Raw genomic sequence first — 22,876 nt, 5'->3', positions numbered from 1 at the left:
GCGCCGCCCTTCCCGCGTCAGTCGATCGTGACCCTATGGGCCGAAACGGGCTTGACGTGAGCCTTGGCGTAGCAGCGGATGGGCGGGCTTGGATGCCAAGACCGTTCATAGCGTTGTGGAGACTGGCAAACGGCGAGGCTGGTTCGGTGAGCTGGCCGATAGTGCCGGCGAATAGAGCGCGGTGCCGAAGGCAGACGCCCTTATGGTGCCGGGTGTGCTTTTGCCGTCACCTCGACCCCAAGGGCGCGCATGACAGCTAATGTTGTTTTCAGGGTTGGATTTCCGCGTTCACTGAAGGAACGATAGAGCTGTTCGCGTGACAGCCCTGTTTTGCGGGAAATTTCGCTCATGCCTTTTGCGCGGGCTACGACTCCAAGCGCTTTTGCAATGAATGCTGCATCGCCAGTTTCAAACGCATCTGCCATGAAGGCCGCGATTTCTTCATCATCGACCAATGCAGCGGCTGGATCATAAGCGGTCAGTTTTTCAGCCATCTTGTTCACTCCACTCTTTTGCGAGCTTTTTGGCGGTGGCAATATCGCGCTCCTGCGAACCTTTATCGCCTCCGCACAGCAACACGATCAGGATATTGCCGCGCTTCTGGAAATAGACGCGATAACCGGGGCCGTAATGAATCCGCAATTCACTGACGCCCTCCCCTATCGGCTCCACGTCTCCGGGCAAGCCTTCGGCCAAGCGCATGAGTCGCGCTGCGATTATGGTTCTTGCACGCTTGTCTCGCAGGCGGCTTTCCCACTTGGCGAAAGTCGCCGTCTGCCTAAGTTCTATCATCCGCGCATATGTAGTCTAAAAACTACAGATTTGCAATGTTTATGTGGCTGATCTGAGGAACTGGACGGTCGAAAAGACGAGCGCCAGGGGCGCGAGGATTGGCGAAGCGGCCAGAAGGATGAAGAAGGCAAGCCAACGGCCTGCGGCCTTTGTTGGCAGCTTTATGATGGATTGCCGCGCCGTTGCCTCGGCAACAGGCGCGGCGAACATTGCGGCGAATGCGATTGCCAGCCCTGCGATCGGAATAGCCATGCTTGTTCCGACTCTTGATTGCAGAATGACACAGAAGAATGTCGCGGCGATCAGGAGTCCGGTGAGCGCAGCTCGCCGGGCGTAAATTCGCCGCGACATTTTCGGACGGCGCAGATTGTCCCTGACCGTTATACGTGACTGCCCTGCCCCGTTACGGGTCATGGCTTTACTCTGCTGCCTGCTGTGCTGCGCGCAGGCGTGGGTTGATGCCCTGTTCTATTTCGCTTTGCAGTGCGCCCAATGCGAGTTCGATCACTTCGGCGATTGCCGAGCATTCGAGCATTTCGGCATAATCATAGATCTGGTTGTTTGTTTCGACCTTCAGCTTGACGGTGAATTGCGTATTACGACTGGTAGTGCGCTTTCGCCCCCGCCTTTTTGGCTCTCCATCATCAACAATTTCCGGCGCAACAATTTTTGGTTCTTTCGCCTTTGCCGGAGCCTCCTTTTTTGCTTCGGGAGCGTGACGAGCTACGAATCCGGAATCCTTCGCCACCTGCTCGACGGATGCTTTTGCGGCTGGATCGGCTTTCTTGGCTTCTGGTTTGAATTCATCCAGATCGAGAATAATGCGCTTATCACTCATGAGCGTGTTTCCTTCAGACTTGATATGACCTCTTCGGCGAAGGCCGCTGCATTGGCTCTGGCTTTATCGAGCGATGGAACGAGATCGTTAGTGAGATTTTCGAGCGTTTTGCCGTGATTGACGATCCCGCGGATGGCTTCACGGTCAACAAGGCTTGTTTTGAGGAAGCTGATGCCAGCATCCTCGAACTGCGAGCCTATGTCTCTGGCGGTGCGGGTGACATAGGCGGCGGGAACGCGCGCCCAAAACACTTTCGCCGGCATTGTCCGGCCGACATTCTTGCCTTGTCGCAGAATGAATTTGAGGGTTTTTGCGGCTTCGTTCGCGTCGAGCTTTGAAGGCTGAAGCGGAATCAGGATCAAATCGCTTTGTGTGAGAGCATAACCGGTGGACAGGTTTGCCGAGCCTTCAAGATCCACAATGACGAACATATTTTTTGCGGACTGTTCTTCGATTGTCTCGATGATGTTGTCCTCATGAACGTCGCCGATAACCGTAAGGGTGTCCGGATGCTCTGCATTTTTGATCCAATCGACAAGTGGCTGATTGGGATCGGCATCGATCATGCAGACACTCGCGCCCTGCTCTGCGAGGACGGATGCGAGGATGATGGCGCTTGTGGTTTTCCCACCACCGCCTTTTGTTGTCATAAACGATACGACAGCCATTTATAAACCTTCCGGAAACGATTTGGTTTCGTTTGGCACTCCCACACGAAACGTATGACATACCTTTAGCTTACATTTTATCGGCCAATGTTAAACGGATGGTAAACGTCACAAAAATAATTACAATACGTTTTATTATGGTTTACCTAAATAAAACCTATTGGAAACGTTTTCCATATATATGCCTTTCGTATAGCATACGCTTCCTGTCCTATTAGCATACAGAAGCCGCTGAGCTATTCGGCAGCTAAAGGAAGAGACACCGATGATTCCACCTCTGGATCGCTCTCCTTGGAGACAGGGGGCGATTGTGGCGTCTTGACAGGGGTAGGGGAGGGCATCTTTCGGAACTCAAAGCCGTAATCAACCGCCTCGCGGTAATTACGCTGATAGAAGGCAGGGCGGTGGGTTCCGGCAAAGGTGCTTCTGATTGCCCGCATAGCGCTTGGAAAGCGATAGCCGGCACGCTCAACCAGCCAGAAAACCAGCATTGCCGATACAAGCAATATCGCTGTCCATACTCTTAGATGAACAGCAAGAATGAGAAAAAAGAAAACGACGCGGGCATCAAAGATGACAAGGCGGGGCTCACGCATGGTGTCCCGCCAATGAATCCGCTTCTTGAAGCGGTTTCCGTCATCATGTTCGGTTTCATTCATCGCGTAGCAATCGAATTGCGACGGGCTGCAATATCAGGAACGCCCTGCATGAACAGAATCCCGATCGTGTAACCGCTGCCGAGTTTGACCAATGGCCCTTTAGGAGCTGAGCTTTCGATTTCACTCGCAAGCTGCTCACCGACGCGACCGGCACCGGCATAAAGGGCATCTTTCAGCTCTGTCTTGCGATCGACAACGGTTGTCGTGTTGTTGCCGATAATAACCTGCTGGCTTGGCCGCGCCATAGTCTGACCAAGACCGGCAATGAAAGCGCCGGCGAGGCGAGGGCCATATCTTTCAAGCCAGCGGCGATCGACGCCTGATGTAACGGCGATGGAGCCTTTTGCACCATCAACAGCATAAGCGGATATTGGAACCTCGGTTCCATCCTGCATCACAAGCCTGTTGAACTCGACAATTAGGGCGTTTGTGTTGCGGTTCTGCTGGAAAGAACCGAGAAGACGGGTTCGATAGAGCGGGCCTTTCTGAAAGATTTCAGCCACGACAGGGCCGGGGGTGTCGGAATCTGATGCATTGACGGTGCGCGCGAATACGGTCTGACCGGCGCTGATCATCATGTTCTGACCATCGACTATGCCACCCATGCCCGACATTGCGGCTTGCTGCGCCTGCTCGGCCTCGGCCTTGCGCTGCTCGGGCGTTTTATAGAGCATCTGATTGAGAACAATGGTGTTGACGGAGCCTTTAGGCGACCACTGCGAGGTCAGGCTTGCCGCCTGGCTCGCCATTGCACCGGCAAGTGTGTTGATGTCGCTGTAATCGTCGGGCGTCAGCGCTCGCCGGCGATCAGGCGTATAATTATCGACACGCTGAACAGGCTGTTCATTGGCCGGAGCGATTGGCCGCTGGCGCGGAACTGGATCTTTCATTACGTCGCGGACTTCATCGACGTTACGCAAGGGTTCGTCCGGCGTGGCAAGGAAGCTTGAACCGCTATCCTGAGCGCTTTGTGCGCCTTCCTGATTAACGGTATCGAGCGACTGCTGATAACGTTGGGAGTCCGCCTGCTGCTGGCCTGCTGGCGTACCATCGACATTCGGGCCGCGCGAAATGCGTGATGAAGAAAGATTATTCTGCTTCATCATGGAATAGCCGACATATCCGACCGCACAGGCAAGGAGGCCGACCACAACATAGGTCTGCATTCGAGTACCTTTTCGGCGGCTCGGGCGATTGATCGCGGCAGCATCGGCAAGACCCGGCGCGGCATCTTCGCGCTCTGAGCTGTCGGGCTTGTTGTCCTTGTCGTCGCTCACTGGCTTATCCTCACTCTGGAAATCGTTCCGTTGCGTGAAATCAGCACAACGGGGGAGGGCTTAATTCTAACGGCATGAACACCGCCTGGGCCGGTCAGCATGGATTGCGGCGAGGGCGACGTGTAGGTGTCTGTGGTGCGCAGATAATAGGAGCCATCGAGCATCCACGCTTCCACATTGCTATCTGAGGTCGCGAGCTTGATTGCGGATCTCGGCAGATCGGCACCTTGAGCAAATGCCATCATGGTTCCGTTTGAAGGCGGCTCTTTGACCGCAACCTCTGTCGGAGAGACGGATGCATTCGGGCCATAGCCCTCAATCGTAATGTCGCGGCGGAAATGCGTTTTGGTGTCGTTCGTTTCGAGGTTGATAACGATCGGACGATCTTCTTCAACGAGCGAAATGATCAGATTGGAATAGCCGTGCGTGACGAGCGGGGTGACGGCAATCTGATTTGAACCTTCCTGCAGGGCATAGACCTGAAATGAATCGGCGCGTCCAACGACAAAGCTTGCGATCGGCCATGCTTTGCCGGTTCGGTCATAGAACGCCATGACCGAAACTGTGTTCGGTGAGGTAAACAGCGTCTGCAATGACTGATTGGATTTCAGGGACATGCGAACCGCGTCCGATATAGGCTTCGCCCTGAAGCCGCTTGGCGGCATTGCAGCGGCCTTCTGGCTTTCATCGACCCTGCGGCGATAGTCGCGGATAATCTCGGGCGACATAGGCATAAGGCTCTGAACAGTCGCGCCATAGGCCGTGATCTCTTCGGGAGACAACGGCCGATCAAGGTCAGACAAAGATTCCATCAGCCGGCGCGCGCCGATGATAGGAACATTTGGCGCCTGTCGGGGCTGGCGCTGCTCTGCGTGACCGGGAGACGCTTCGCCATATTTAGACGGCTGCATTTGATGCTCGCCGGCCTGTGCCGGTTGCGCGTTCTGTTGAGGCTGTCCGTCATGCGACTGTTGGGGCGGCAGCTCGGCGGCAGCTTCTGGATGGGGAGCTGAGTATTCCGGCGCGGGTTGCGCTGCTTGCTGAGCAAGGGCAGATCCGCTCAAGGCCAGTATAAAGGCGATATTGCCAGCGATCCGTTTCATCAGGCACCTCCGGGGGCAGCGATGATGCGGGAGATAGCCGCACCGCGCGGGTGTTCGTAGCTTTGCAGACGTTGCAGTGTGACCGTGACCATGAGGTTCTGTCCGGTTACTTCGGACGCTGACTGGTAAGTCACGCGAACCGGCATCTGTACGATCCATTCATAGGTGCCATTCGCGCCGACGCCTTCACGGACAATGACCGCGCGCTGCGCGATCGCTGTTGTGTTCAGGCGGCGATTTTTGACCAGATCGAGGGTGCCGGATTTCTGGATTGCCTCAACAAAGGAATTCCAGCCCCGCGGTTTGGTGAAATATTGCTGCGCTCTCTGAAAATCCTGCTGATAGGTGGCGAAGGAATATGTGAAGGACGATGTGACCGCCTCGGCGGCATAGGTCGAAACCTCTGCCGCGCTCAAATGCGGCCGATCAAGCGGAATGAGGGGTTGAATCCGTCCATCCGTTGTAGTGGCGAAATAGCGGGGTTCTGGTCTGGTCAGCGCCAGACTGACGGCGGCACACACGGCGATGACTGTCACAACCAGCAATGCAAGGGCGACGATGCTCATACGGCGATAAGCCGTTCTGTAAACATCGGCGCGCATCAAAACGGTCTCAAGCTGACCGTAATCCGGAGACTGGCTCATTGGGCATTTGCTCCCGCTGTGCTGGCGGTCGCGGCCGGTGTTGTTTGCTCGGCTGGCAAGATCCCGCTGAGCTGAGAATCTTTAAGACCTCCAAAGGCGAACTGCGCGCCATCGCTCGTTTTATAGAGATAGAAGGGAGTGCCAGGCACGCCATTGAGACGCATCCAGTCCACGTTGCGTTGCATGGCTTTGACGACATCGGGGTCAAAAGAGGCTGGATCGATCTTTGGTGCAGGCGAACCGGAACCGATGACGGATGCGAGCTGGCCGCGCAATGCAGCTCCAATATCTTGCTGATGCATGATCGACGCGGCGATCTGTGCGGATTCAGCCGAAAGGATAGGAGCCATGATGACACGCAGATCAATGGAATTGTCGTCGATGCTTGGCGTAAGATGCTCGAAGGAAAACGCGCAGTGCGGGCAGGTTGGATCGACAAAGAGATAAACAAGCGGGGCTCCCGGTTTCGGTTTGTTGACCGAAAACCACATCGCAAAGTCCTGTGCCTGCTGCATAAGCTCATCGACACTGCCAGCTTTTGGAACATTCGGAACGGTTTCGGAGCCTATCGAAGCGACCTGTTGTGGCGGCGCGGGATTTACCGCTTGCGCTTGTGCTGGCGCTGGCTGTGCGGCCTGCGGCACCGACTTCGGTGCAGATGGCGTTGCCTGTGCCTCGACTGGCGGGCGTGGCGGCTGAGGGGCTGAAGGTATCGGGGAAACTGGCTGCGGTTGAGTTATGGATGCCTGCGGGGCAGGGGGCGCAGGCTTAGGCGGATCGAAGGGTGATGCTTCTGGCTCGACAGTAGCGGTTGTTGCCAGAAGTGCGCCCGATATGTCCTCGCCCTGCGGGCCGACTATGCGCCCATAAATTGTAAGGCCGTCTGGTGTGGTCAGGGCAATTTCCTGCCCGCCGTCTGCGGTTGGAACTGCCCATGCAGTGAGGCCCGAGACCTGCATCAGGGGGCGAACCTTGCCAGCGTCCTTAAAAAGAACCTGCGTTGTGTATGGCGAGGATGAGACAGAGCATCCGACAAAATTCTGCTGCCAAAGGTTCAATTCTGCACTCGCCGATGGCGCAAAACCGATGATGGCGCATGAGGCGAGGAGCATTCTGTGGACAATCATTTCCGCATTTCCCTTTACCTGTGCGAGCCAGAAAGCCCGTTATGCTATATATTGCATTTTCAAATGAATATGCCATAAAGAGTCTCATTGTCACCCCCAAAAGGCCACAATCGACAACAGATCGTGAGGCTTTTACCGGCGGAAAGTCGTAGTTCAGCATGAATATATCGCAATATGACAGCAATAGAACTCGATCTGCATTTGCCGACACGGATTTCGGAATGATTATCCGATCTGTATTAGTGGGTGCATTTGTTGTGGCTATCGGCATTGTTGCTTATTCACTATCGGGGAACGCATCGACTGACAAAGCTGATGCGACCACAACTGCCCGTTTAAAGCCTGCCTCGACGCTAAACTCCGATGTTGCATACCTAAAAAATCAGGTGTCGCTTTTGCGTTCGGAAAATCAGGCGTTGCGCGATGAGATTGACACGCTCACAGCGCCGAACGGCGTTGTTGATACGATCATCGGCCATTTGCGGGAGCTGAAGGCGAAGGATCAGGCCATCATGCAGCTCTTGCAGCCTGAAGAAGCGAATTATGCGCTCGATGGTGATGTTGATCCACAAGATGCGGATTCTCAACCGGTCATGGGCAATGCCCGTCACCAGATCGTGACGCCACGGCAAAAGGCCCCCCCTGTGCCACAGGCCAAGCCTGCTCAGGTTGCGGAAGCGTCGGAAGCTGACCGTCTAAATGAGAAGGGCGCTGCGTCTTCGCAGTGATACGGCTCTTATGGGAGGAAACGGAGAAGCGCTGAACGGACTTGTTGGACTGGTGCAGCGTCTTGCTGACCTGATCCCGCCAGCGCAGGCGCTAGTCGCCGCGACATGTTTCATCATTGGCATAGGCTTGGCGATCGCTTCGATCGGCAATTTTACACGCGCCAGCGAACGGGCGGCATCGGGACAACTTCACGGCATGCATGATTACGGGCGGTGGGTCGGCATCGCCGGCCTGATCACCGCCGTCATGCTGATTTCCCTGTCCTCGATCATATCGGCATTTCTGGTTTCCTTCTTTCAGGTGGAGGAAACCGTCGCTGCTTCGGAGATCTTTGCTTACGCTCCCGAAATGCTCGCCCCTCTCGATCATGAACAGGCACGTACTGTTCTGATCGCCTTGCTTCGGATCGTGCAATTCATCGGTTTGCTCGGCTTTATCCGCGGCCTGTTTCTGCTCAACAAATCAGTGAAATGGCCTCAACCCGGCCTCGCCGGGTTTGGCGTAGCACATCTTATCGGCGGAACATTTGCGATGAATATCGTGATGTTCGTTGGATACATCGAAGAATTGGTTCTCGGCTGAAAAAGGAAAGTACAGCATGAAGAAAGCTTGGTTACAAACGGCGTCGGTTCTGACTGCGACAGTGGCATATCAGACTGCTGCTTTCGCACAATCGGGCGGGCTTGGTGATGTTCTGACCAATGTGCGCAATGATACACTTGGTCCGGCTGGTGATTTTCTTGGCGCTGCCGCATTCATCATCGGCGTGATTTTTGCGCTTCTGGCGATCAACAAGCTCGTCCAGAACCAAAGAAACCCGCACGATCCCTCAACCCGTCCTGCAACTGCCATCTGGTATGGCGTTGCTGCGGCGCTTTTCATCGCCGTGCCGGAATTTCTCGGCATGGGCGTGACGACCTTCTTTGGCTCGGGCGCTGAAACCACGTCTGTTGACGGCACATTGCGGTCGATCAACTGATGGCTGCGGGGATCGGAATTCTGGACTCGCTGGCCGCCGTTATTGGACGGTCAGCGCTGCGGAAGTCGTTGGATGGCTATTGCCGTCTGGTGACGACCGAAGGCGATAACGTTTTGGTCGCCGACGATGGATCGTTGGTGACGCTGTTTCGCCTTGAGGGTTTCCGATCCATGCCCGGTGAGAATGAAATCAGCAAGGCGGTGTCGGATCTCCGCCTTGCTTTCAGCTCTCAGTTGGGGACGCCGGGCTATTCCCTGCAATTCTGGTTTGCTCATACGCCTGAACTTGGCGCGGCCGACATTAACCGTGCGCTTGCGGTCACGGAAAGTGTTGCGGCCGATACGGGACTGGACATTCAGGATCTGATTGACGAGCGACGCCGGCTTCTGCCTGAAAGGCTCACCGGCGAACGCTGTTTCATGGCGCTTTGGTCACGTCCTACTTTGATGACACGACAGGAAGCCAAGACCAGCTCCGAAAAGATGCGCAAGGAAATGCAGGGCGCTCCGCAAATGCGCAATGCGCAATGGCCTGCTCTTGCGACAGATGCGTTGGTGACAAGGCATCGTTCATTTTGCGAGGCGATGGTTCGTGAGGCCGATATTGTCGGTATCGAGATCGAGCCTCTGGAAGTTCATGACGCTCTGGCGCAGATCAAAGGCGTTCTCAATCCGGAATATCTGATCACCGGCGAACGCTGGAAAGCGATCCTTCCGGGTGATTACGCGCGCGCGCGCATGCCGGCCACGGTGCAGGAGCTGAAAAAGAGCGACGTATCGAACCATCTTTGGCCGCTTCTTGCCCGCCAGCTATTGAACGAGCATGGCGAGATTATCGATCAGACAACCGTCCAGCTTGGCGATACGATCTTTTCCGGCTTCGATATTACGCTCGGGCCTGAAGTCGTCGTTCAGTTCAATGACCTGATCAGGCGAATTCTCGACAGCGATCAGCGCATTTCGTGGCGCATGTCGATGCTGATTGATTCAGGCGGATTTCAGGGGCAGGTTTTCAAGGAAACCTACACCAACATGATGACGTGGACTGCCCGCATTCCAAACGGGCGCATTAAGCGCGCGTTTGACAAGCTTCGGCAGGATGATGGGGCTGATGATACCGTTGTACGCTGGCGCTGCTCTTTTTCGGCGTGGGCGCCGAAGTCTCAGCTTGAAACGCTGCAAAGGCATGTTGCCACCTTGCGGCGAACTGTTGAACGGTGGGGGAACTGCCAGACTGACGCACTGGTGGGTGATCCCATGCAGTGCGTCATGTCCTCCACGCTTGGGCTGAACGCGCAATCGACTGCTCCGGCAGCGGCTGCAAGCCTTGCCGATGCATTTGCTCTGGCTCCGATCGCGCGACCGGCAAGCCCTTGGCAACAGGGCGCGGTCATGTTCCGCACCAAGGATGGCAAGCTATGGCCGTATCAGCCGGGATCATCCAAGCAACTCGGTTGGGTAGATCTGATTGTCGGAACGCCGGGTTCCGGCAAATCGGTTCTGATGAATTCGGTCAATCTTGGCGTGGCGCTCTCTCGCCAGTCTGGCCGTAGTCGATCGAATGAGGGGCTTTTGCCCCGCATCTCCATCATCGACATTGGCCCTTCTTCTTCGGGGCTGATCAGCCTTATTCGAGATTCATTGCCAGTCCATCGGCGTCATGAGGCGGTTTTCCATCGTCTGATGATGTCAGAACAATACTCCGTCAATCCGCTCGATCTTCAACTGTGCATGCGCACTCCGTTTGAATACGAGCGGGCATATCTGGTAAATCTGCTCTGCCTGATCTGCACCCCTGACGGGCAGGATTCTACCTATGACGGCATCAGCGCATTGGCTGGCGCGACCATTGATGAGGCGTACAAATATTTCAGCGACAGCCGCAACCCGAAGCGTTATTCGGCATCGGATTCCTTTGAAGTCGATGCAGCTCTGAATGAGCTTGGATTTGAGGTCGATTCCGCGACGACGTGGTTCGAGATCACCGATTACCTCTTTTCCACAGGCCGTTACCATGAAGCGGCATTAGCGCAGCGCTATGCTGTTCCGACAATCGCGGATCTTGTGAACATTTCCAATTCCGAGATTGTGCGCGAACCTTTCCGCGACATGAAAGCGCCAACTGGCGAGGACGTGCTGAAAGCGTTTCAGCGCATGGTGACGGCCGCTTGCCGTGATTACCCGATCCTTGCACGCCCTACACGGTTTGACGTGTCGAACGCCCGCATTATCGCTTTCGATCTGGCAGGCGTCACATCGAAAACCGGCCCTCACGCAAAGCGCCAGACTGCAATAATGTACATGGTGGCGCTTCAAACGCTGACCTCCGATTTCTGGCTTGATGCTGATGAGGTCAAGGATCGTGATCTGAAGGAAGAGGTTCGCACCTATCATCTTCAGCGGATCGAAAACAACCGGCAGATGGGCAAGCGTCTGTGTGTGGATGAATACCACCTGACCGGGGGGCTTGAAGGCTTCCGCGAACAGATGGTCAACTTTGGTCGCCTGGGCCGAAAGGCCGGCGTCCAAATCACTTTGGCATCGCAGCTCATGGAAGATTTCGACATGAGCATCCAGAAATTGTCGAACAATTTCTGGTTCTGCAATGTCCCTACGGAAGAATCCATTCGCGAGATTGCGGCGACTTACAATCTGACGCCCTCGGTCATGGATGAAATGCGTGGCCTACGCGGGCCTATTCAGGGCAAGGGCGCCCCGCTTCTGACAATGCTGAAACTGAAATCTGGGACTTATGTTCAGCATGTTTTCAACCAGCTCGGGCCGATTGAGATCTGGGCTTTGTCCACCACTGCGGAAGATACGGCGCTGCGGGCCATGCTTTATGAAGGGCTTGGCTCAAAAGCCGCGCGCCGACTGCTTGCAAGGCGTTTCCCCTCCGGCTCTGCCAAAGACACGATCGAGCGGCGACTGGCCGATTTTGAAGATCGTGGCGTGGCGGTCGATGACAAAGTACGGGGCAACGCTATCCGCCAGCTCGCCGACGAATTGCTCAAGGATGCATCATGATCAAATTTTTTACAGCCGCACTCATGGCAGGCGTCATGACCACATCTGTATCGGCTCAATCCAGCCTCGACGATCTGGTCACGGAAACGATCGATTTTTCGAAGCAGGAACCGGAAGCCACGGCAACGGCTCGTAAAATGTATGGGCGCGATTACCGTGTTGTGCAGGCAAATCGGGTCTGGCTGGAAGAACCGACTGATGACTTTGATCAGATGGTTGTGTTGCTTGGCGAGGCGAGGGGGTGCGCGACAGGGTGCTTTGTCTCGGCGCTTTATTATGACGACAAGCAATGGCTGGAAGTCTGGCGGGTTCCGGGGAAAACAATCGGCCTTGGCGCAATATCCGCTACTGGCATGAAGCCGCTTTATGACGGCAAGCGTCTCTGGAAATGGTCAGGTGCCGCCTACATGGCGCAGCCAATCCCACAAGACCAGCAAGAGCGCACACCCACCGAGGACGAGCTGAAGGCGGCAACGGAAGCCCTGCAAGAGCGCTTTCAAGCCGGCTCTGATGATCTGGTTCCGCCGAATGTGGCTTCAATCGACGTCGATCTGAAGGGTGGCAAGGAAGTCGCGATAATCGTCACCTCCGACTATTACTGCGGAAATTCCGCCTGCCCTGTGGTGTTCCTCGACGGCGACAAAAAGCTCATCGACATTCTCGAAGCTTGGGGGCCGGATTTTGCGGTCTCCGATCAACGCGATGAAAACGACCGGCATCTGATCGAGGTCGCGACACAAAACGGCGTGGCGACCTATTCGCTTGGCGATAGGGAGCCCCGTTCGATCATTCCACCTATGAAGATTACCGTTGCGGGGCAAAAGCGATGAAACGTTCACTGATTGCCGCTCTATGCGCGCTTTTCATGCTGCCGGTCGCGGTGCTGGCCGACTATAACGAAAACACCTCGAAGCTCGAAGGGGGCAACTCTTATTCGATCTTCAACGGCAATGGCGGATCTGCTGTCGGTCGATACCAGATTACTGCCGGTACATGGCAGAACTTGGGCTATTTTCAATACAACGGAAGCGGCTCAAGGGGCGATTGGTCGAACTATTCTGCAACGGATAAGGCGCGCGCTGCGGGCGTCAACAATCTGAACGACCTTCGATATTCGAGCGCCGGCGCTGCCCTTCAGGACTCGGCAAACATGCAGCTTGCCGCGCGTAACTGGTCAGCGATGAGCAGTCAGACGCGCGGTCTTGTCGGGCAGACAATCAACGGCGTTACGATCACGCAAGATGGATTGCTCGGCGCTGCGCATTTTCTTGGGGCAGGCGCGCTGAACAATTGGGTGGCAAGCGGCTTCGATCCTGCTGCACTGCCAGCCTCATATCTCGCCGCGAACGGCTTCAAGAGCTACGCGGAGCTTCAGGATCACATTCTGAAGCGTATGGCCTCGATGAGCGGCCAATCGTTTGCTGGTCTTGACGGCGGAATGGGCGGCGATGCTGGCGGGGGAATGTACGACAGAACTGAGGGCTTTCCGGGCATCGGCACAAAGCGTCCGATCCTCATTCGAGAGATCCCGCCATTCCAAGGAGAGAAAGCGACACTATGAGCATTTTGCGCAAATTATCGCTGTGCGGGATTGCCTCGGTGATCCTGTCAGCAACACCAGCCTCGGCCGATCAGATCGAACAGCTCTTCAAGGGCAGCGGACAAGGCTGCGTTGACACTGTAAAAATCAATCTGGTGGAAGCCATTCGTTCCGGCATCGACAAGGAAGTGAAGCGCCATGAGGCGGCTTTGCAAAAGCCGCCGGCGCTGGATTCCCTTGGGTGTCTCGACAACCTGATGCAGGTAAATCTCGACTTCGCAATTCAGGTGCCGGATCTGAGCCAGCTTTTCAAATCGGCGCTTTCCAATGCCGAGCAACAAATTTGCTCCTATGCTCAAGAGCAATGGAACAAGGTGACTGAACCGCTTCAATCAGCGCTTCAGCTTCCATCCTTCAATATGTTGCAGCTTCCGGGCGGCATGGGTGGCGGAAACGTGCCAACGCTGGATTACAATTACAGCGGCGGCTCGCTGAATTTACAGCAACCATCTGTCGGCAATTCGGGGCGTCGTGAGAATGACGGCTCTCTGCTGAACGATCACTACAACAATCTCTACGGACCGGGGAGCCTGTGATGCAGACTTTCGCCAAAACACTGCTTTTCGCCGGCACTGCCCTTGCGTCCCTCACACTCGGAAGCGCTGCAATGGCAGCATGTTCTTGTGGCGGGGTGCAGAACATCGTCTATCGTGCGCAGGAAAACATCAATTCGCACACTACTGATGTGGGCAACCAGATCACCCAAACCATTCTGAAAGGCGTTGCGCAGCTTAGCGCCTATCAGAACAGGGCGATCGAAGCGAACACGCGCACGCAGGATGCGGCGCAGATGGCCGAAACCATCCGTGAGCGCCAGAAAGCCCGCGCTGCGGCTGAAGGTGGCCGCTATGATCCTGCGGCTTCCGCATGTCTCGATCTTTCCGGCATCTTCAATATCGGAAAGTCAGGGCAGGGGGTTGCCGGCTATGGTGGAAACGACGTTGCCAATGCGTCCCGCAATTGGTCTTACGGCAATGAAGCCATAGGCAAACCGGTTGCTGAAGGTGGATTGGCTGTTGCCAATTCCATCATTGCCGATCGCGACCAGCTCAAAAATGTCGGTGGCCTTGCCGATCCGACTTCTGATGTGCGGCTTTTGACCGATGCAATCACGCTCGATACGTCTGATGGGGATATATCGAAGGCATATGTGCGGATGATCAACAACATGGTTGATCCGATCCCGCCAAAGCCGATCACACAGGCCGAAATGAAATCACCGGCGGGGGTGGCGCAGGTGGCCGCTCGTCAGGTCGATGCGACCAGGCGGTCGGCCGCCCACGCGATTTATAGCTATCTTGGCGACATAGCCGCACCCACCGGTGGGCAGGAGCTCGCCAATTGGGCGAAGTCGGCCGTAACGGAATCCTATCCCTACGAGGTCGGCAATCATGTTTCCGAATTGCAGGCTGTTGATATTTTCGTGCGTTCCAGATTCACAAATCCGGAATGGCATCAGGAGCTGGCGGGCATGTCGCCGGCTGCTGTGCAGCGCGAACAACTTCTGACGCAGGCTTTGAACCTGCATGTCGACTGGATGCGATTTAATCTGGAACGGCGGCAGGCTTCAGCTATCGCTGCCCTTCTGTCCAACAGCCTCGATGAGCGCGACAGCCGTACCACTGTAACAACAGCGAGTGCGTCGAATTGAAAAAAGAAGGTCGCACTCGTCGTTTTGCATCTTGGAATATCAAACGCGCATTCGGCATCGGGGTTTTCTTCAACGTTGCCTCGAAAGCTGCTGAAGATGCGGCTGACAACGTGCAAAACACGATCGACGAGTTGCGGCCATCTGGTCGCTTAAACAAGCGAAGCTTTGGAGATCGCTACATCGATGGCGGGCTCGACAGGTTCCACCAATTGAGCCAAGGGCTGACCTCGAAAGAGATCGAAGCGGCTCTTGCGGCGTGGGATCGGGATTCAAGCATTTACATGGTGGCCGGATGCATTGCGCTGGCTTCGATCCCGCTCCTTTTCGTGCTTGGCTACTCATCTTTTTATCTTTTGATCGGGGGCTGTCTTGTGGCGATCGTCACATTCGCGCTCGCGATGAAAGCTGATTTCAGGGCGTGGCAGATCCGGCAAGGTCGTGTCGGATCTGTGCGCGATTACTTCATCGATCGTCTGCCTTCCAATATGCAGATCCTTACTAAGGACGATTAATCATGAAGCGGGTGGCGCTATTCGCATTATTCTCGTTTGTCTCTACGGGCGCAGCCTATGCAGATGACATCAACATCGCCGACATTATTAAGGGCGAGGGCGATGCGCGCACCAACTCGTTTCTGAATATGATCTTCGGGCCGCTTTTCAGCGGGCCGAATAACGAAACACTTGTTTCGGCCCTGATCGCGAATTTCAACGTTCTGTTTTTCGCGATTGCCGCCCTGCTGTTCATCTACAACATGGTTGTAGGCGTGACAGAGACGGCACATGAGGGCGAAATCCTCGGCCGGCGTCACTCGGCAATGTGGGTTCCTCTGCGAACCATTCTGGCGGTCGCCGCGCTGATCCCGATGCCAACCGGCTACAACACCGCGCAGCATGGCATTGCCTATATGGTCAATGTCAGCACTGCGACGGCAAGCTTCTTCTGGAATGAGACGGTCGATCTTATAGTCGAACAGCGCATTCCGGTTGTGGGCGGGGACTATGATCAGCTCGACGGCCAATTTTTGCAGGCCCTCTGGCGAGCTGAACTGTGCCAAGCCGTCTATAATCTCGAAGTCGCGAAAGGCGGCTCTGGCCTTGATGGGGTTTCGCGCGGCTCATGGCAAACTGTTTCGGGCGTCCCGCAAATGGCTTACAGCTTGCCGAACTCTTATGGTGCGTGCGGTATTGTCTCGCTTCCGGGCCAGACAACCGGCTTCACTCGCTTGGCCGAGGCGGCAGGCAAATCGTATAACGATTTCATTCAGGATATGTCAAAAGCCGTGACGGAAACGGCTGACTCTTTTTCGACTACTGCGGCGCAGCTTGCACAAGCCACCAGCAAGCGTGAACCGCTTCCTGCCTATCGCGATCTTCGCAAGGACCTCAACGACTGGCGCAAGAAACATGCGGCCATTCTGAAGCAGTATATTGGCGACGAAAAATTGCAAAAGGCAGGCCAAGACATTGCCACGGCTGATGACTCGCTTCAGCTCACGCCGGTTGGCGATTCACAAAGTCAGGCTCTGGCTGGCAATTTGAAAAATGGCGGATGGCTTCAGGCGGGATTTTATTATCAGCTCATCGCGCGCCTCTCGGCGGATTCGAACTCTGTTGCGACGGCTTTACCGAAGGTGACGCCGGGTGGAGCGATCGGTGCGGCTTCTAATCCGTCCGGCAACGTACGCAATTCGATTGCTTCGCAATATGCTGACAACAACTGGTATTTGTTGGGCTCGGCCGACGGAGACGCAAAAAAATTCCTTGATCAGATAGCCGCCACCTACAACGGGACAGTTGAATGGTGGAATGAAAGCGTCGCCCGAAGCGGCATTAAGGCGTTTGTCAACGAGCGCGTCGCTTTCGCAGATAGCGGCGGCGATATTTCGGACTGGATGCCTTCTGCAGGATCTCTTTATGAAGCGTTGGAATTCATGAATCCAACGCGCTCGACAAGCGACCCGATGATTGGTCTTGTGACCTTCGGAAATCAGGTGACATTCTACACTGCTGCGGCAATTCTCGCACTGTCCATACTGGCGATGTTTCCATTTGTCGGAACTGGCATTACCGTTCTTTCAAACTTCGTTGGCTGGATCATCAGCGGGATTGGTGCGCTTGGAATGTTCCTTGCATTCGTACTGCCAATGGTTCCGATGGTGATTTGGGTGATCGGAATCGGTGCCTTCTTCTTGCTTGTCATGGAAGCTGTATTTGCAGCGCCTCTTTGGGCGATCGCGCACTTGTCGATGGAAGGCAAGGGCATGGGTGGAAGCCAGGCGCGACGGGGCTATGTGATGGTTCTAGGACTGACCTTGACGCCAGTGCTGATGCTGTTTGGCTTGCTGCTCGGGATGATCCTCTTCCGGATCATGGGCGTTCTTATCAATGGCGGTCTCTACTACGCACTGACCTCTGCTCAGGCTCTTGTCGGCGACAGTATGGTTAGTATGGCATGGTTCATTGGTCTGTTCGTCGTTATGGGCTTCATGGCGGTCGTCTACCTTGTGATCCTCGAACGCTCGTTCTCGCTGATTGCAGAATTTCCGGGCAGGGTGTTCAGGTGGTTCGATCACATCGGCGATAACCTTGACGCAAATACCGCCATGCGAGCTAACACTGCGGCAATTACTAGCGCCGCGCATCTTGGAAGGTCGGTTGAGTCAGCAAAGCCGGCGTTGTTGCCAAAATCACGCCCCTGAAATACGGCAGGGTTACAATAGCATCGATTTTGATGTATATAGCATAATCGAAACGGCTCGAATGGAGGAGCAAAATGTTAATGCCAAAATATTTGCGCCCTATTCGGGACGTAGAGGCTCATAAACTAACGGGGCTCGAAAAAGCTGTAAGGATGGTCATTTTTTGCCCGTTTCTCCTTGTTTTTTCCTTTCCGCGCGCGGTGCTTCTAACTCTCGCACCCATCGCTATGTTTATTGCCTTATTTGCGCCGGCTGCTATCGACAGCTTCATTAATGAACCCGGCACGTACCGCTACGAGATCGCAGCGGTGCTTGGATTTGGCACTTTGCTGCTCTTCTCAAACATGCTGGCAAAGGCGATCCGGCGCTATTTTCTCCCGTTCGGATAAGAACGGATCTTCAAACACACGAAAGCCCGCCTAGTGCGGGCTTTTTTTGTGCCTGCGGAAAATGCACGGCAAAAATGTCGCGCTGATAAGAATTAGATTGATATTTGTCGGCATTTGTGTTCCCTGTTTGTTCCTTTCTCTAAGCTTTGTGAAAGGAGATACTTTCTATGCAGATAGGCTTAAAGGTGGAGGCCGAAGTTCTGGTTCCACTTATGTTGCATGGACTGTGTGCGGGTTTTCCCTCACCAGCCGATGACTACATCGACGACACTATAGATCTATCCAAACTCTTGATCAGCAACCCGCCCGCGACATTTCTTTGGCGCGTTGACGGACACTCGATGCGGGATGCGGGAATATTTCACGGCGACCTTCTGATTGTTGATCGCAGCGTGAAACCGCGTGACGGCGATATTGTCGTTGCGACGGTCCACGGCGAACGATCGCTGAAACGGCTGAGCCTGAAAGGCGATCGGCCGCGCCTGACTTTTGAAAATCGGGACATGCCGACCTTTGAGATCCCCGAGCTGGCTGAAGTGGAAGTTTGGGGTGTGGCAATCTCGAATATTCACTGGCTCCGGCCGCGCAAATGACGACATTTGCGCTGATCGACGGCAACTCCTTTTATTGCTCCTGCGAACGAGTTTTCGACCCGAAGCTGGCGCGCCGGCCGGTCATTGTTCTTTCAAATAATGACGGCTGCGCCGTCGCACGGACGGCCGAGGCGAAAGCTCTTGGAATCCGGATGGGTGATCCATTTTTCAAAATCCGCGATCTCTGCCGAGATAATGACGTGGCGGTGTTTTCCAGCAACTACACGCTTTATGGGGACATGAGCGCCAGATTGAATGCAATCTATCGCCAATGGTCGCCGGAAGTTGAAATCTATTCGATCGATGAAAGCTTTCTCGACGTGTCGCACGTCGCGCCAGCGCAAAGAACAAGCTTCGGCGCAGATCTTCGAGCGACTGTGCAACGCTGGACTGGCATTCCTACCTGTGTCGGAATTGGTCAGACAAAGACACTGGCGAAGCTCGCAAACCACGTTGCCAAGAAAAACCCCGGTCTTGGCGGCGTTTGCGACCTAACCAATGACCATGACCGCGCCGCCTGGCTCGATCGTATCGAGGTTGGCGAAGTATGGGGCATCGGGGCTGCGTCCGAACGGAAGCTTCTGAGCATTGGCGTCGAAAGCGCCGGCGATCTTTCAAAGCTGGATCGGCGACTGGCTCGCCAGCTCATGGGCGTAGTCGGTGAGGGGACTGCATTCGAGCTACAGGGCATCTCATGCCTCGCACTGGAAACCATCGCTCCGCAGCGCAAGGGCTGCGCTGTGACGCGATCCTTTGGACAACCGGTAACTGATCTGGCGGGAATGCTGGAAGCTGTTTCCAGCTACGCTACAAGGGCAGGGGAGAAATTGCGCCGCCATGGCTTGGAAACGACGCACCTGCTCGTTTTCATGCACACGTCTCGCTTCAACGAACGTGATCCTGCGCACTCTGCCCAAACGGTTGTCCATCTGCCGGAGAGCTCCGCTGATACGATGGATCTGATTGCCGCTGCGCAAATCGCAGCTCGCCGGATTTTCAAGCCCGGCTTCAGGTATGCAAAAGCCGGCATCGTTATGAACGATCTCGTTTCGGCTAAGGCTGCCCCGCGGCCGCTCTTTGGCGCAAGGGATCGGGAAAAGTCTGCGCGCCTAATGACCGCCCTCGATGCGGTCAATTCCAGATTCGGCCGTGGCGCTTTAGCGCCGGCGGCGAATGGTCTGAAGGCAAAATGGCAGGCGCGTTTTGAGCGTCAATCACCACGTTACACGACGCGGTTCGAAGAGCTGCCGACAGCACGAACGGAACGCTTCAATAACAGCAAAGAACAATCGTAAGTTCCATAATTAATATTACGCGATCCAATTGTATAACGGGGGTGGGTTCTAGTTTGAAGTGCGACTTGCAAATGATAACAATGAGTTATCCAATGCAAGGAACTCGTCATGGACCGTACCTATTCGCATCTTGATTTGGATGAACGCCGTAGAATAGCCCGCTGGCGCGCTGCAAAGCTTTCCGTTGATGTTATTTCTGCGAAGCTTGGAAGGCACCGCTCGACGATTTTTCGTGAACTGAAACGCAATCGGTTTAACGATGATGAGATTAAGGATTTAAACGGCTATTACTGTACGATTGCTGACCAGAAATGCCGCGAGCGGCGTTCGAAGCAACGCAAGCTCATCCGGTATGATGAGCTACGGCAGTCCGTGATCGATCAGATCAGCGATGGATGGTCGCCGCAACAGATTGCCGGGAGAATGCGGTTGGAGCAACATCCCATCTCTGTCAGTCACGAAACAATCTATCAGTTTGTGTATTCCACCGACGGTCGAAAAGAAGAGCTTTGGAAATATCTGCCGGAACGTCGCGCCAAACGACGCCCACGTCATGCCCGGCGTCATCATGGACGCCGCTTTCCCCCAGAACTGAGCATCCTTTATCGTCCGGACATGGTTGCCAGGCGCAAGCAGTTCGGCCATTGGGAGGGCGACACTATCCAGTTTCGCAAGAGGTTTGGCAACGCCAATGTAACGTCTCTGGTCGAGCGGGTGAGCCGCTTCACGGTTTTGTTGCGCAATAATGATCGTCAATCAAAGCCGTTGATGGAAGGTGTGATTAGAGCACTCCAGCCCCTGCCCCAAATGGCCCGCCGATCGATTACGTTTGATCGTGGTACTGAGTTCACAGAATGGGCTTATCTGAAGAATGGGATAGGGTCGCAAATCTGGTTTTGTGATCCGCAATCACCCTGGCAGAAAGGCACCGTTGAAAACACCAACAGACGCACAAGACGTTGGCTCCCCCGAGACCTTGATCCACTTACCCTCAGTGATCGAGACCTCGCATTCATCTGTCATCGCCTCAACAATACACCGCGCAAATGTTTAGGGTACAAAACACCTGCAGAAGTCTTTCGGCAGAAACTCTTCGCAAACAGACATCGTTTTGCGTAAACTCAAACCGAAAAGTCGCGCTTCAGCATGACCTCACACGGCAATATACAGATGCGACACATGGGCAATTTAGAGATGCGACATTTTTTGCATCTCTTGCCCTTTTCAAATCGAACGCGGAAAGGAAGACTGGGCTTTCAGCAGCAAACAGCGGATGGGAGCCGTCATGTCTTGTTTGATCACGATGTCGCAGAAAGAACTCAACCGGCTGAAGACCGTTCAGCAAATCAGAGATAATCAGCTTCGTGTGGTGGAGGCAGCGGCGCTGCTTGGCCTCAGTCGCAGCCAGGTTCATCGGATGGGCATTGTTGCATGGATCACGGATGAGCTGATATGCAGGGCCAGTTTACCTTCTCAGGATACAGTTGATGCCGCATAAGTTTAATGCCAAGCGACGCGACAAGATACCCAAACAGAAGTTTAAGGTAACAAACTGGCCAGTCTATAATGAAAGCCTGCGTCGCCGTGGTGATTTGACCATATGGGCGAGTGAGGCGGCGTCATGTTTGTGGTTTGCGGCACGCCGGAAATCTCGCGGTGGCCAGCCCAAATACTCGGATCTGGCAATTACACTGTGCTTGACCTTGCGCGTTGTCTATCAACTACCACTGCGCCAGACCCAAGGTCTGATGCGCTCTGTCGCGCGGCTGATGGGGATTGATATTGCTGTGCCGGATTTTTCCACTTTGTCACGCCGTGGCAAAGGATTGGTATTGCCTTCAGCAAAGCATCACTCCACAAACAGGGAGCCGGTTCATCTGGTGGTCGACAGCACAGGATTAAAGATCTTCGGTGCGGGCGAATGGCTGGAAAACAAGCACAAAGTCAAAGTTAAACGCAAAAAGTGGCGCAAACTTCATCTCGGCCTCGATCTCGCCAGCGGCATGATTATCTGCTCCGATCTGACAACAGATGATGTTGGCGACCCGACAGCTTTGCCCGGCCTTCTGGACCAAGTGGATGGCCCCGTTGATACGTTCATTGCGGATGGTGCTTATGAAGGAGCGTCAACCCATAATCTTCTGGTGGCACGCTTTGGGGCAAATGTGGACGTCATTATTCCTCCTCCTAAAACAGCAGTTTCAATCCCTCAGTCCGAGATCGTCATATAGCCGAGATTAAGACCAAAGGTCGGACAGCCTGGCAGCAATCATCCGGCTACAATCGGCGCAGCCGTGGTGAGACACAAATGGATCGATGGAAGACCGTGATCGGCCAAAAACTCCAAGCGAGGAACTTCGATAACCAGAAAACAGAGGCAAAGATCGGCGTCCGTGTTCTCAACCGGATGACGGAACTTGGTCGTCCAGAGTTCCAACGAATCGCATAAATATGCCCTGGGTAGGGTTCACTCGCCTGTTTTCTGATCCCTGCAACAAGGCCCAGATGAGCGGCCAATAGTGCATTCCGATCGCGGTGCGCACTATCGCTGGCCGGGTTGGCTATCGAGGATCAGTGATGCGAAGCTGGTGCGCTCAATGTCCCGCAAGGCGTGTTCTCCAGATAACGCAGCATGCGAAGGCTTCCTCGGAAGGCTGAAAACGGAACTCTTTTACCCTCGTGATTGGAGGTCGACCACGATCGAGCAGTTTATCAAAGAAGTTGATGGCTACATTCGATGGTACAACGAGAAGCGGATCAAGATATCACTTGGCGCTCGAAGCCCGATCGAATATCGAAACAGTC

Annotated in this window: 25 protein-coding genes and 2 pseudogenes; 17 read left to right on the top strand and 10 right to left on the bottom strand. The window is 54.7% G+C overall.

From position 1 onward, the window contains the following. Positions 1–200 precede the first annotated feature (200 nt). The 10 genes from JNC80_RS19040 to JNC80_RS18995 form a co-directional block, all read right to left on the bottom strand. Positions 201–494 (bottom strand): addiction module antidote protein, encoded by a 294-nt coding sequence (locus tag JNC80_RS19040; RefSeq protein WP_376711300.1) that lies wholly within the window; start codon positions 492–494, stop codon positions 201–203. Then, positions 487–792, bottom strand: a complete 306-nt coding sequence (locus JNC80_RS19035) for a type II toxin-antitoxin system RelE/ParE family toxin (protein WP_376711299.1) — start codon at positions 790–792, stop codon at positions 487–489. Before JNC80_RS19035 ends, JNC80_RS19040 begins: the two co-directional genes overlap by 8 nt. 39 nt (positions 793–831) lie before the next feature. Then, a complete protein-coding gene (locus JNC80_RS19030) occupies positions 832–1,206 on the bottom strand; it encodes a hypothetical protein (protein ID WP_376711298.1) in 375 nt (124 codons plus the stop codon). A 4-nt stretch (positions 1,207–1,210) separates the two neighbouring features. Beyond that, positions 1,211–1,630 (bottom strand): hypothetical protein, encoded by a 420-nt coding sequence (locus JNC80_RS19025; RefSeq protein WP_151652840.1) that lies wholly within the window; start codon positions 1,628–1,630, stop codon positions 1,211–1,213. Next, positions 1,627–2,298 (bottom strand): AAA family ATPase, encoded by a 672-nt coding sequence (locus JNC80_RS19020; protein ID WP_151652842.1) that lies wholly within the window; start codon positions 2,296–2,298, stop codon positions 1,627–1,629. Before JNC80_RS19020 ends, JNC80_RS19025 begins: the two co-directional genes overlap by 4 nt. A gap of 236 nt (positions 2,299–2,534) precedes the next feature. After that, positions 2,535–2,957, bottom strand: coding sequence for an IcmT/TraK family protein (icmT, locus tag JNC80_RS19015; protein ID WP_376711297.1), 423 nt, complete (start codon positions 2,955–2,957; stop codon positions 2,535–2,537). Then, the gene (locus JNC80_RS19010) at positions 2,954–4,234 is read right to left on the bottom strand and encodes a DotG/IcmE/VirB10 family type IV secretion system protein (RefSeq protein ID WP_376711296.1); all 1,281 of its coding nucleotides are present in this window, start codon (positions 4,232–4,234) and stop codon (positions 2,954–2,956) included. Before JNC80_RS19010 ends, icmT begins: the two co-directional genes overlap by 4 nt. Continuing rightward, the gene (locus JNC80_RS19005) at positions 4,231–5,337 is read right to left on the bottom strand and encodes a DotH/IcmK family type IV secretion protein (RefSeq protein WP_376711295.1); all 1,107 of its coding nucleotides are present in this window, start codon (positions 5,335–5,337) and stop codon (positions 4,231–4,233) included. Before JNC80_RS19005 ends, JNC80_RS19010 begins: the two co-directional genes overlap by 4 nt. Beyond that, positions 5,337–5,981, bottom strand: a complete 645-nt coding sequence (locus JNC80_RS19000; RefSeq protein ID WP_138787473.1) for a type IVB secretion system apparatus protein IcmL/DotI — start codon at positions 5,979–5,981, stop codon at positions 5,337–5,339. Before JNC80_RS19000 ends, JNC80_RS19005 begins: the two co-directional genes overlap by 1 nt. Next, positions 5,978–7,108, bottom strand: a complete 1,131-nt coding sequence (locus tag JNC80_RS18995) for a hypothetical protein (RefSeq protein WP_376711294.1) — start codon at positions 7,106–7,108, stop codon at positions 5,978–5,980. The genes JNC80_RS19000 and JNC80_RS18995 overlap by 4 nt, the downstream gene beginning before the upstream one ends. A 221-nt stretch (positions 7,109–7,329) precedes the next feature. Between JNC80_RS18995 and JNC80_RS18990 the strand changes: the two genes are divergently transcribed. The 17 genes and pseudogenes from JNC80_RS18990 to JNC80_RS18910 all read left to right on the top strand — a co-directional run. Continuing rightward, positions 7,330–7,836, top strand: a complete 507-nt coding sequence (locus JNC80_RS18990; RefSeq protein WP_376711293.1) for a hypothetical protein — start codon at positions 7,330–7,332, stop codon at positions 7,834–7,836. 10 nt (positions 7,837–7,846) lie between these two features. Continuing rightward, on the top strand, positions 7,847–8,419 hold the full coding sequence (locus tag JNC80_RS18985; protein ID WP_376711292.1) for a hypothetical protein: 573 nt from the start codon (positions 7,847–7,849) through the stop codon (positions 8,417–8,419). Positions 8,420–8,435: 16 nt separating this feature from the next. Further along, positions 8,436–8,816, top strand: a complete 381-nt coding sequence (locus tag JNC80_RS18980) for a hypothetical protein (RefSeq protein ID WP_138787477.1) — start codon at positions 8,436–8,438, stop codon at positions 8,814–8,816. Then, positions 8,816–11,842, top strand: coding sequence for a putative type IV secretion/conjugal transfer ATPase (locus tag JNC80_RS18975; protein ID WP_376711291.1), 3,027 nt, complete (start codon positions 8,816–8,818; stop codon positions 11,840–11,842). Before JNC80_RS18980 ends, JNC80_RS18975 begins: the two co-directional genes overlap by 1 nt. Beyond that, a complete protein-coding gene (locus JNC80_RS18970) occupies positions 11,839–12,672 on the top strand; it encodes a hypothetical protein (protein WP_376711290.1) in 834 nt (277 codons plus the stop codon). The genes JNC80_RS18975 and JNC80_RS18970 overlap by 4 nt, the downstream gene beginning before the upstream one ends. Then, the gene (locus tag JNC80_RS18965) at positions 12,669–13,403 is read left to right on the top strand and encodes a hypothetical protein (RefSeq protein ID WP_376711289.1); all 735 of its coding nucleotides are present in this window, start codon (positions 12,669–12,671) and stop codon (positions 13,401–13,403) included. The genes JNC80_RS18970 and JNC80_RS18965 overlap by 4 nt, the downstream gene beginning before the upstream one ends. After that, positions 13,400–13,978 carry a hypothetical protein gene (locus JNC80_RS18960; RefSeq protein ID WP_138787480.1) on the top strand — a complete coding sequence of 193 codons (579 nt, stop codon included), beginning with the start codon at positions 13,400–13,402 and terminating at the stop codon, positions 13,976–13,978. The genes JNC80_RS18965 and JNC80_RS18960 overlap by 4 nt, the downstream gene beginning before the upstream one ends. Continuing rightward, on the top strand, positions 13,978–15,093 hold the full coding sequence (locus JNC80_RS18955) for a conjugal transfer protein TraW family protein (protein WP_138787481.1): 1,116 nt from the start codon (positions 13,978–13,980) through the stop codon (positions 15,091–15,093). Before JNC80_RS18960 ends, JNC80_RS18955 begins: the two co-directional genes overlap by 1 nt. After that, positions 15,090–15,605, top strand: coding sequence for a hypothetical protein (locus tag JNC80_RS18950; RefSeq protein ID WP_138787482.1), 516 nt, complete (start codon positions 15,090–15,092; stop codon positions 15,603–15,605). The genes JNC80_RS18955 and JNC80_RS18950 overlap by 4 nt, the downstream gene beginning before the upstream one ends. Before the next feature lie 2 nt (positions 15,606–15,607). Further along, entirely contained in the window at positions 15,608–17,794 is a 2,187-nt protein-coding gene (locus JNC80_RS18945) for a DotA/TraY family protein (protein WP_376711288.1), read from the top strand. A gap of 74 nt (positions 17,795–17,868) precedes the next feature. Beyond that, a complete protein-coding gene (locus tag JNC80_RS18940) occupies positions 17,869–18,183 on the top strand; it encodes a hypothetical protein (protein ID WP_138787484.1) in 315 nt (104 codons plus the stop codon). A gap of 167 nt (positions 18,184–18,350) precedes the next feature. Continuing rightward, positions 18,351–18,776 (top strand): LexA family protein, encoded by a 426-nt coding sequence (locus JNC80_RS18935; RefSeq protein ID WP_235923481.1) that lies wholly within the window; start codon positions 18,351–18,353, stop codon positions 18,774–18,776. Continuing rightward, positions 18,773–20,071, top strand: coding sequence for a Y-family DNA polymerase (locus tag JNC80_RS18930; protein WP_376711287.1), 1,299 nt, complete (start codon positions 18,773–18,775; stop codon positions 20,069–20,071). Before JNC80_RS18935 ends, JNC80_RS18930 begins: the two co-directional genes overlap by 4 nt. Before the next feature lie 108 nt (positions 20,072–20,179). Continuing rightward, positions 20,180–21,190: an IS30 family transposase gene (locus tag JNC80_RS18925; RefSeq protein WP_376711286.1), complete on the top strand. Its 1,011-nt coding sequence runs from the start codon at positions 20,180–20,182 to the stop codon at positions 21,188–21,190. Positions 21,191–21,356: 166 nt separating this feature from the next. Next, positions 21,357–21,569 (top strand): hypothetical protein, encoded by a 213-nt coding sequence (locus JNC80_RS20070; RefSeq protein ID WP_510186707.1) that lies wholly within the window; start codon positions 21,357–21,359, stop codon positions 21,567–21,569. Then, a pseudogene (locus tag JNC80_RS18915) lies at positions 21,559–22,520 on the top strand (IS5 family transposase). Before JNC80_RS20070 ends, JNC80_RS18915 begins: the two are co-directional and overlap by 11 nt. 55 nt (positions 22,521–22,575) lie before the next feature. Beyond that, positions 22,576–22,876 (top strand): annotated as a pseudogene (locus JNC80_RS18910) (transposase); the annotation flags it as partial.

Origin of the sequence: Pseudochrobactrum lubricantis, assembly GCF_041929865.1 — a bacterium.
Taxonomy (GTDB): Bacteria; Pseudomonadota; Alphaproteobacteria; order Rhizobiales; family Rhizobiaceae; genus Pseudochrobactrum; species Pseudochrobactrum saccharolyticum.
Note: the sequence above shows the minus strand (reverse complement) of the source record. Positions and strands in the feature narration are given on the sequence as shown.

Excerpts from the sequence above, each read along its gene's own strand:
- JNC80_RS19040 (WP_376711300.1), bottom strand. The coding sequence starts at position 494 with ATGGCTGAAAAACTGACCGCTTATGATCCAGCCGCTGCATTGGTCGAT.
- JNC80_RS19020 (WP_151652842.1), bottom strand. The coding sequence starts at position 2,298 with ATGGCTGTCGTATCGTTTATGACAACAAAAGGCGGTGGTGGGAAAACC.
- JNC80_RS18955 (WP_138787481.1), top strand. The coding sequence starts at position 13,978 with ATGCAGACTTTCGCCAAAACACTGCTTTTCGCCGGCACTGCCCTTGCG.
- JNC80_RS20070 (WP_510186707.1), top strand. The coding sequence starts at position 21,357 with ATGTCTTGTTTGATCACGATGTCGCAGAAAGAACTCAACCGGCTGAAG.
- icmT (WP_376711297.1), bottom strand. The coding sequence starts at position 2,957 with ATGAATGAAACCGAACATGATGACGGAAACCGCTTCAAGAAGCGGATT.
- JNC80_RS18975 (WP_376711291.1), top strand. The coding sequence starts at position 8,816 with ATGGCTGCGGGGATCGGAATTCTGGACTCGCTGGCCGCCGTTATTGGA.
- JNC80_RS18960 (WP_138787480.1), top strand. The coding sequence starts at position 13,400 with ATGAGCATTTTGCGCAAATTATCGCTGTGCGGGATTGCCTCGGTGATC.
- JNC80_RS18970 (WP_376711290.1), top strand. The coding sequence starts at position 11,839 with ATGATCAAATTTTTTACAGCCGCACTCATGGCAGGCGTCATGACCACA.
- JNC80_RS18935 (WP_235923481.1), top strand. The coding sequence starts at position 18,351 with ATGCAGATAGGCTTAAAGGTGGAGGCCGAAGTTCTGGTTCCACTTATG.
- JNC80_RS18930 (WP_376711287.1), top strand. The coding sequence starts at position 18,773 with ATGACGACATTTGCGCTGATCGACGGCAACTCCTTTTATTGCTCCTGC.
- JNC80_RS18985 (WP_376711292.1), top strand. The coding sequence starts at position 7,847 with ATGGGAGGAAACGGAGAAGCGCTGAACGGACTTGTTGGACTGGTGCAG.
- JNC80_RS19025 (WP_151652840.1), bottom strand. The coding sequence starts at position 1,630 with ATGAGTGATAAGCGCATTATTCTCGATCTGGATGAATTCAAACCAGAA.
- JNC80_RS18965 (WP_376711289.1), top strand. The coding sequence starts at position 12,669 with ATGAAACGTTCACTGATTGCCGCTCTATGCGCGCTTTTCATGCTGCCG.
- JNC80_RS18945 (WP_376711288.1), top strand. The coding sequence starts at position 15,608 with ATGAAGCGGGTGGCGCTATTCGCATTATTCTCGTTTGTCTCTACGGGC.
- JNC80_RS19005 (WP_376711295.1), bottom strand. The coding sequence starts at position 5,337 with ATGAAACGGATCGCTGGCAATATCGCCTTTATACTGGCCTTGAGCGGA.
- JNC80_RS18990 (WP_376711293.1), top strand. The coding sequence starts at position 7,330 with ATGATTATCCGATCTGTATTAGTGGGTGCATTTGTTGTGGCTATCGGC.
- JNC80_RS18940 (WP_138787484.1), top strand. The coding sequence starts at position 17,869 with ATGTTAATGCCAAAATATTTGCGCCCTATTCGGGACGTAGAGGCTCAT.
- JNC80_RS18925 (WP_376711286.1), top strand. The coding sequence starts at position 20,180 with ATGGACCGTACCTATTCGCATCTTGATTTGGATGAACGCCGTAGAATA.
- JNC80_RS19035 (WP_376711299.1), bottom strand. The coding sequence starts at position 792 with ATGATAGAACTTAGGCAGACGGCGACTTTCGCCAAGTGGGAAAGCCGC.
- JNC80_RS19030 (WP_376711298.1), bottom strand. The coding sequence starts at position 1,206 with ATGACCCGTAACGGGGCAGGGCAGTCACGTATAACGGTCAGGGACAAT.
- JNC80_RS18995 (WP_376711294.1), bottom strand. The coding sequence starts at position 7,108 with ATGATTGTCCACAGAATGCTCCTCGCCTCATGCGCCATCATCGGTTTT.
- JNC80_RS19000 (WP_138787473.1), bottom strand. The coding sequence starts at position 5,981 with ATGAGCCAGTCTCCGGATTACGGTCAGCTTGAGACCGTTTTGATGCGC.
- JNC80_RS18980 (WP_138787477.1), top strand. The coding sequence starts at position 8,436 with ATGAAGAAAGCTTGGTTACAAACGGCGTCGGTTCTGACTGCGACAGTG.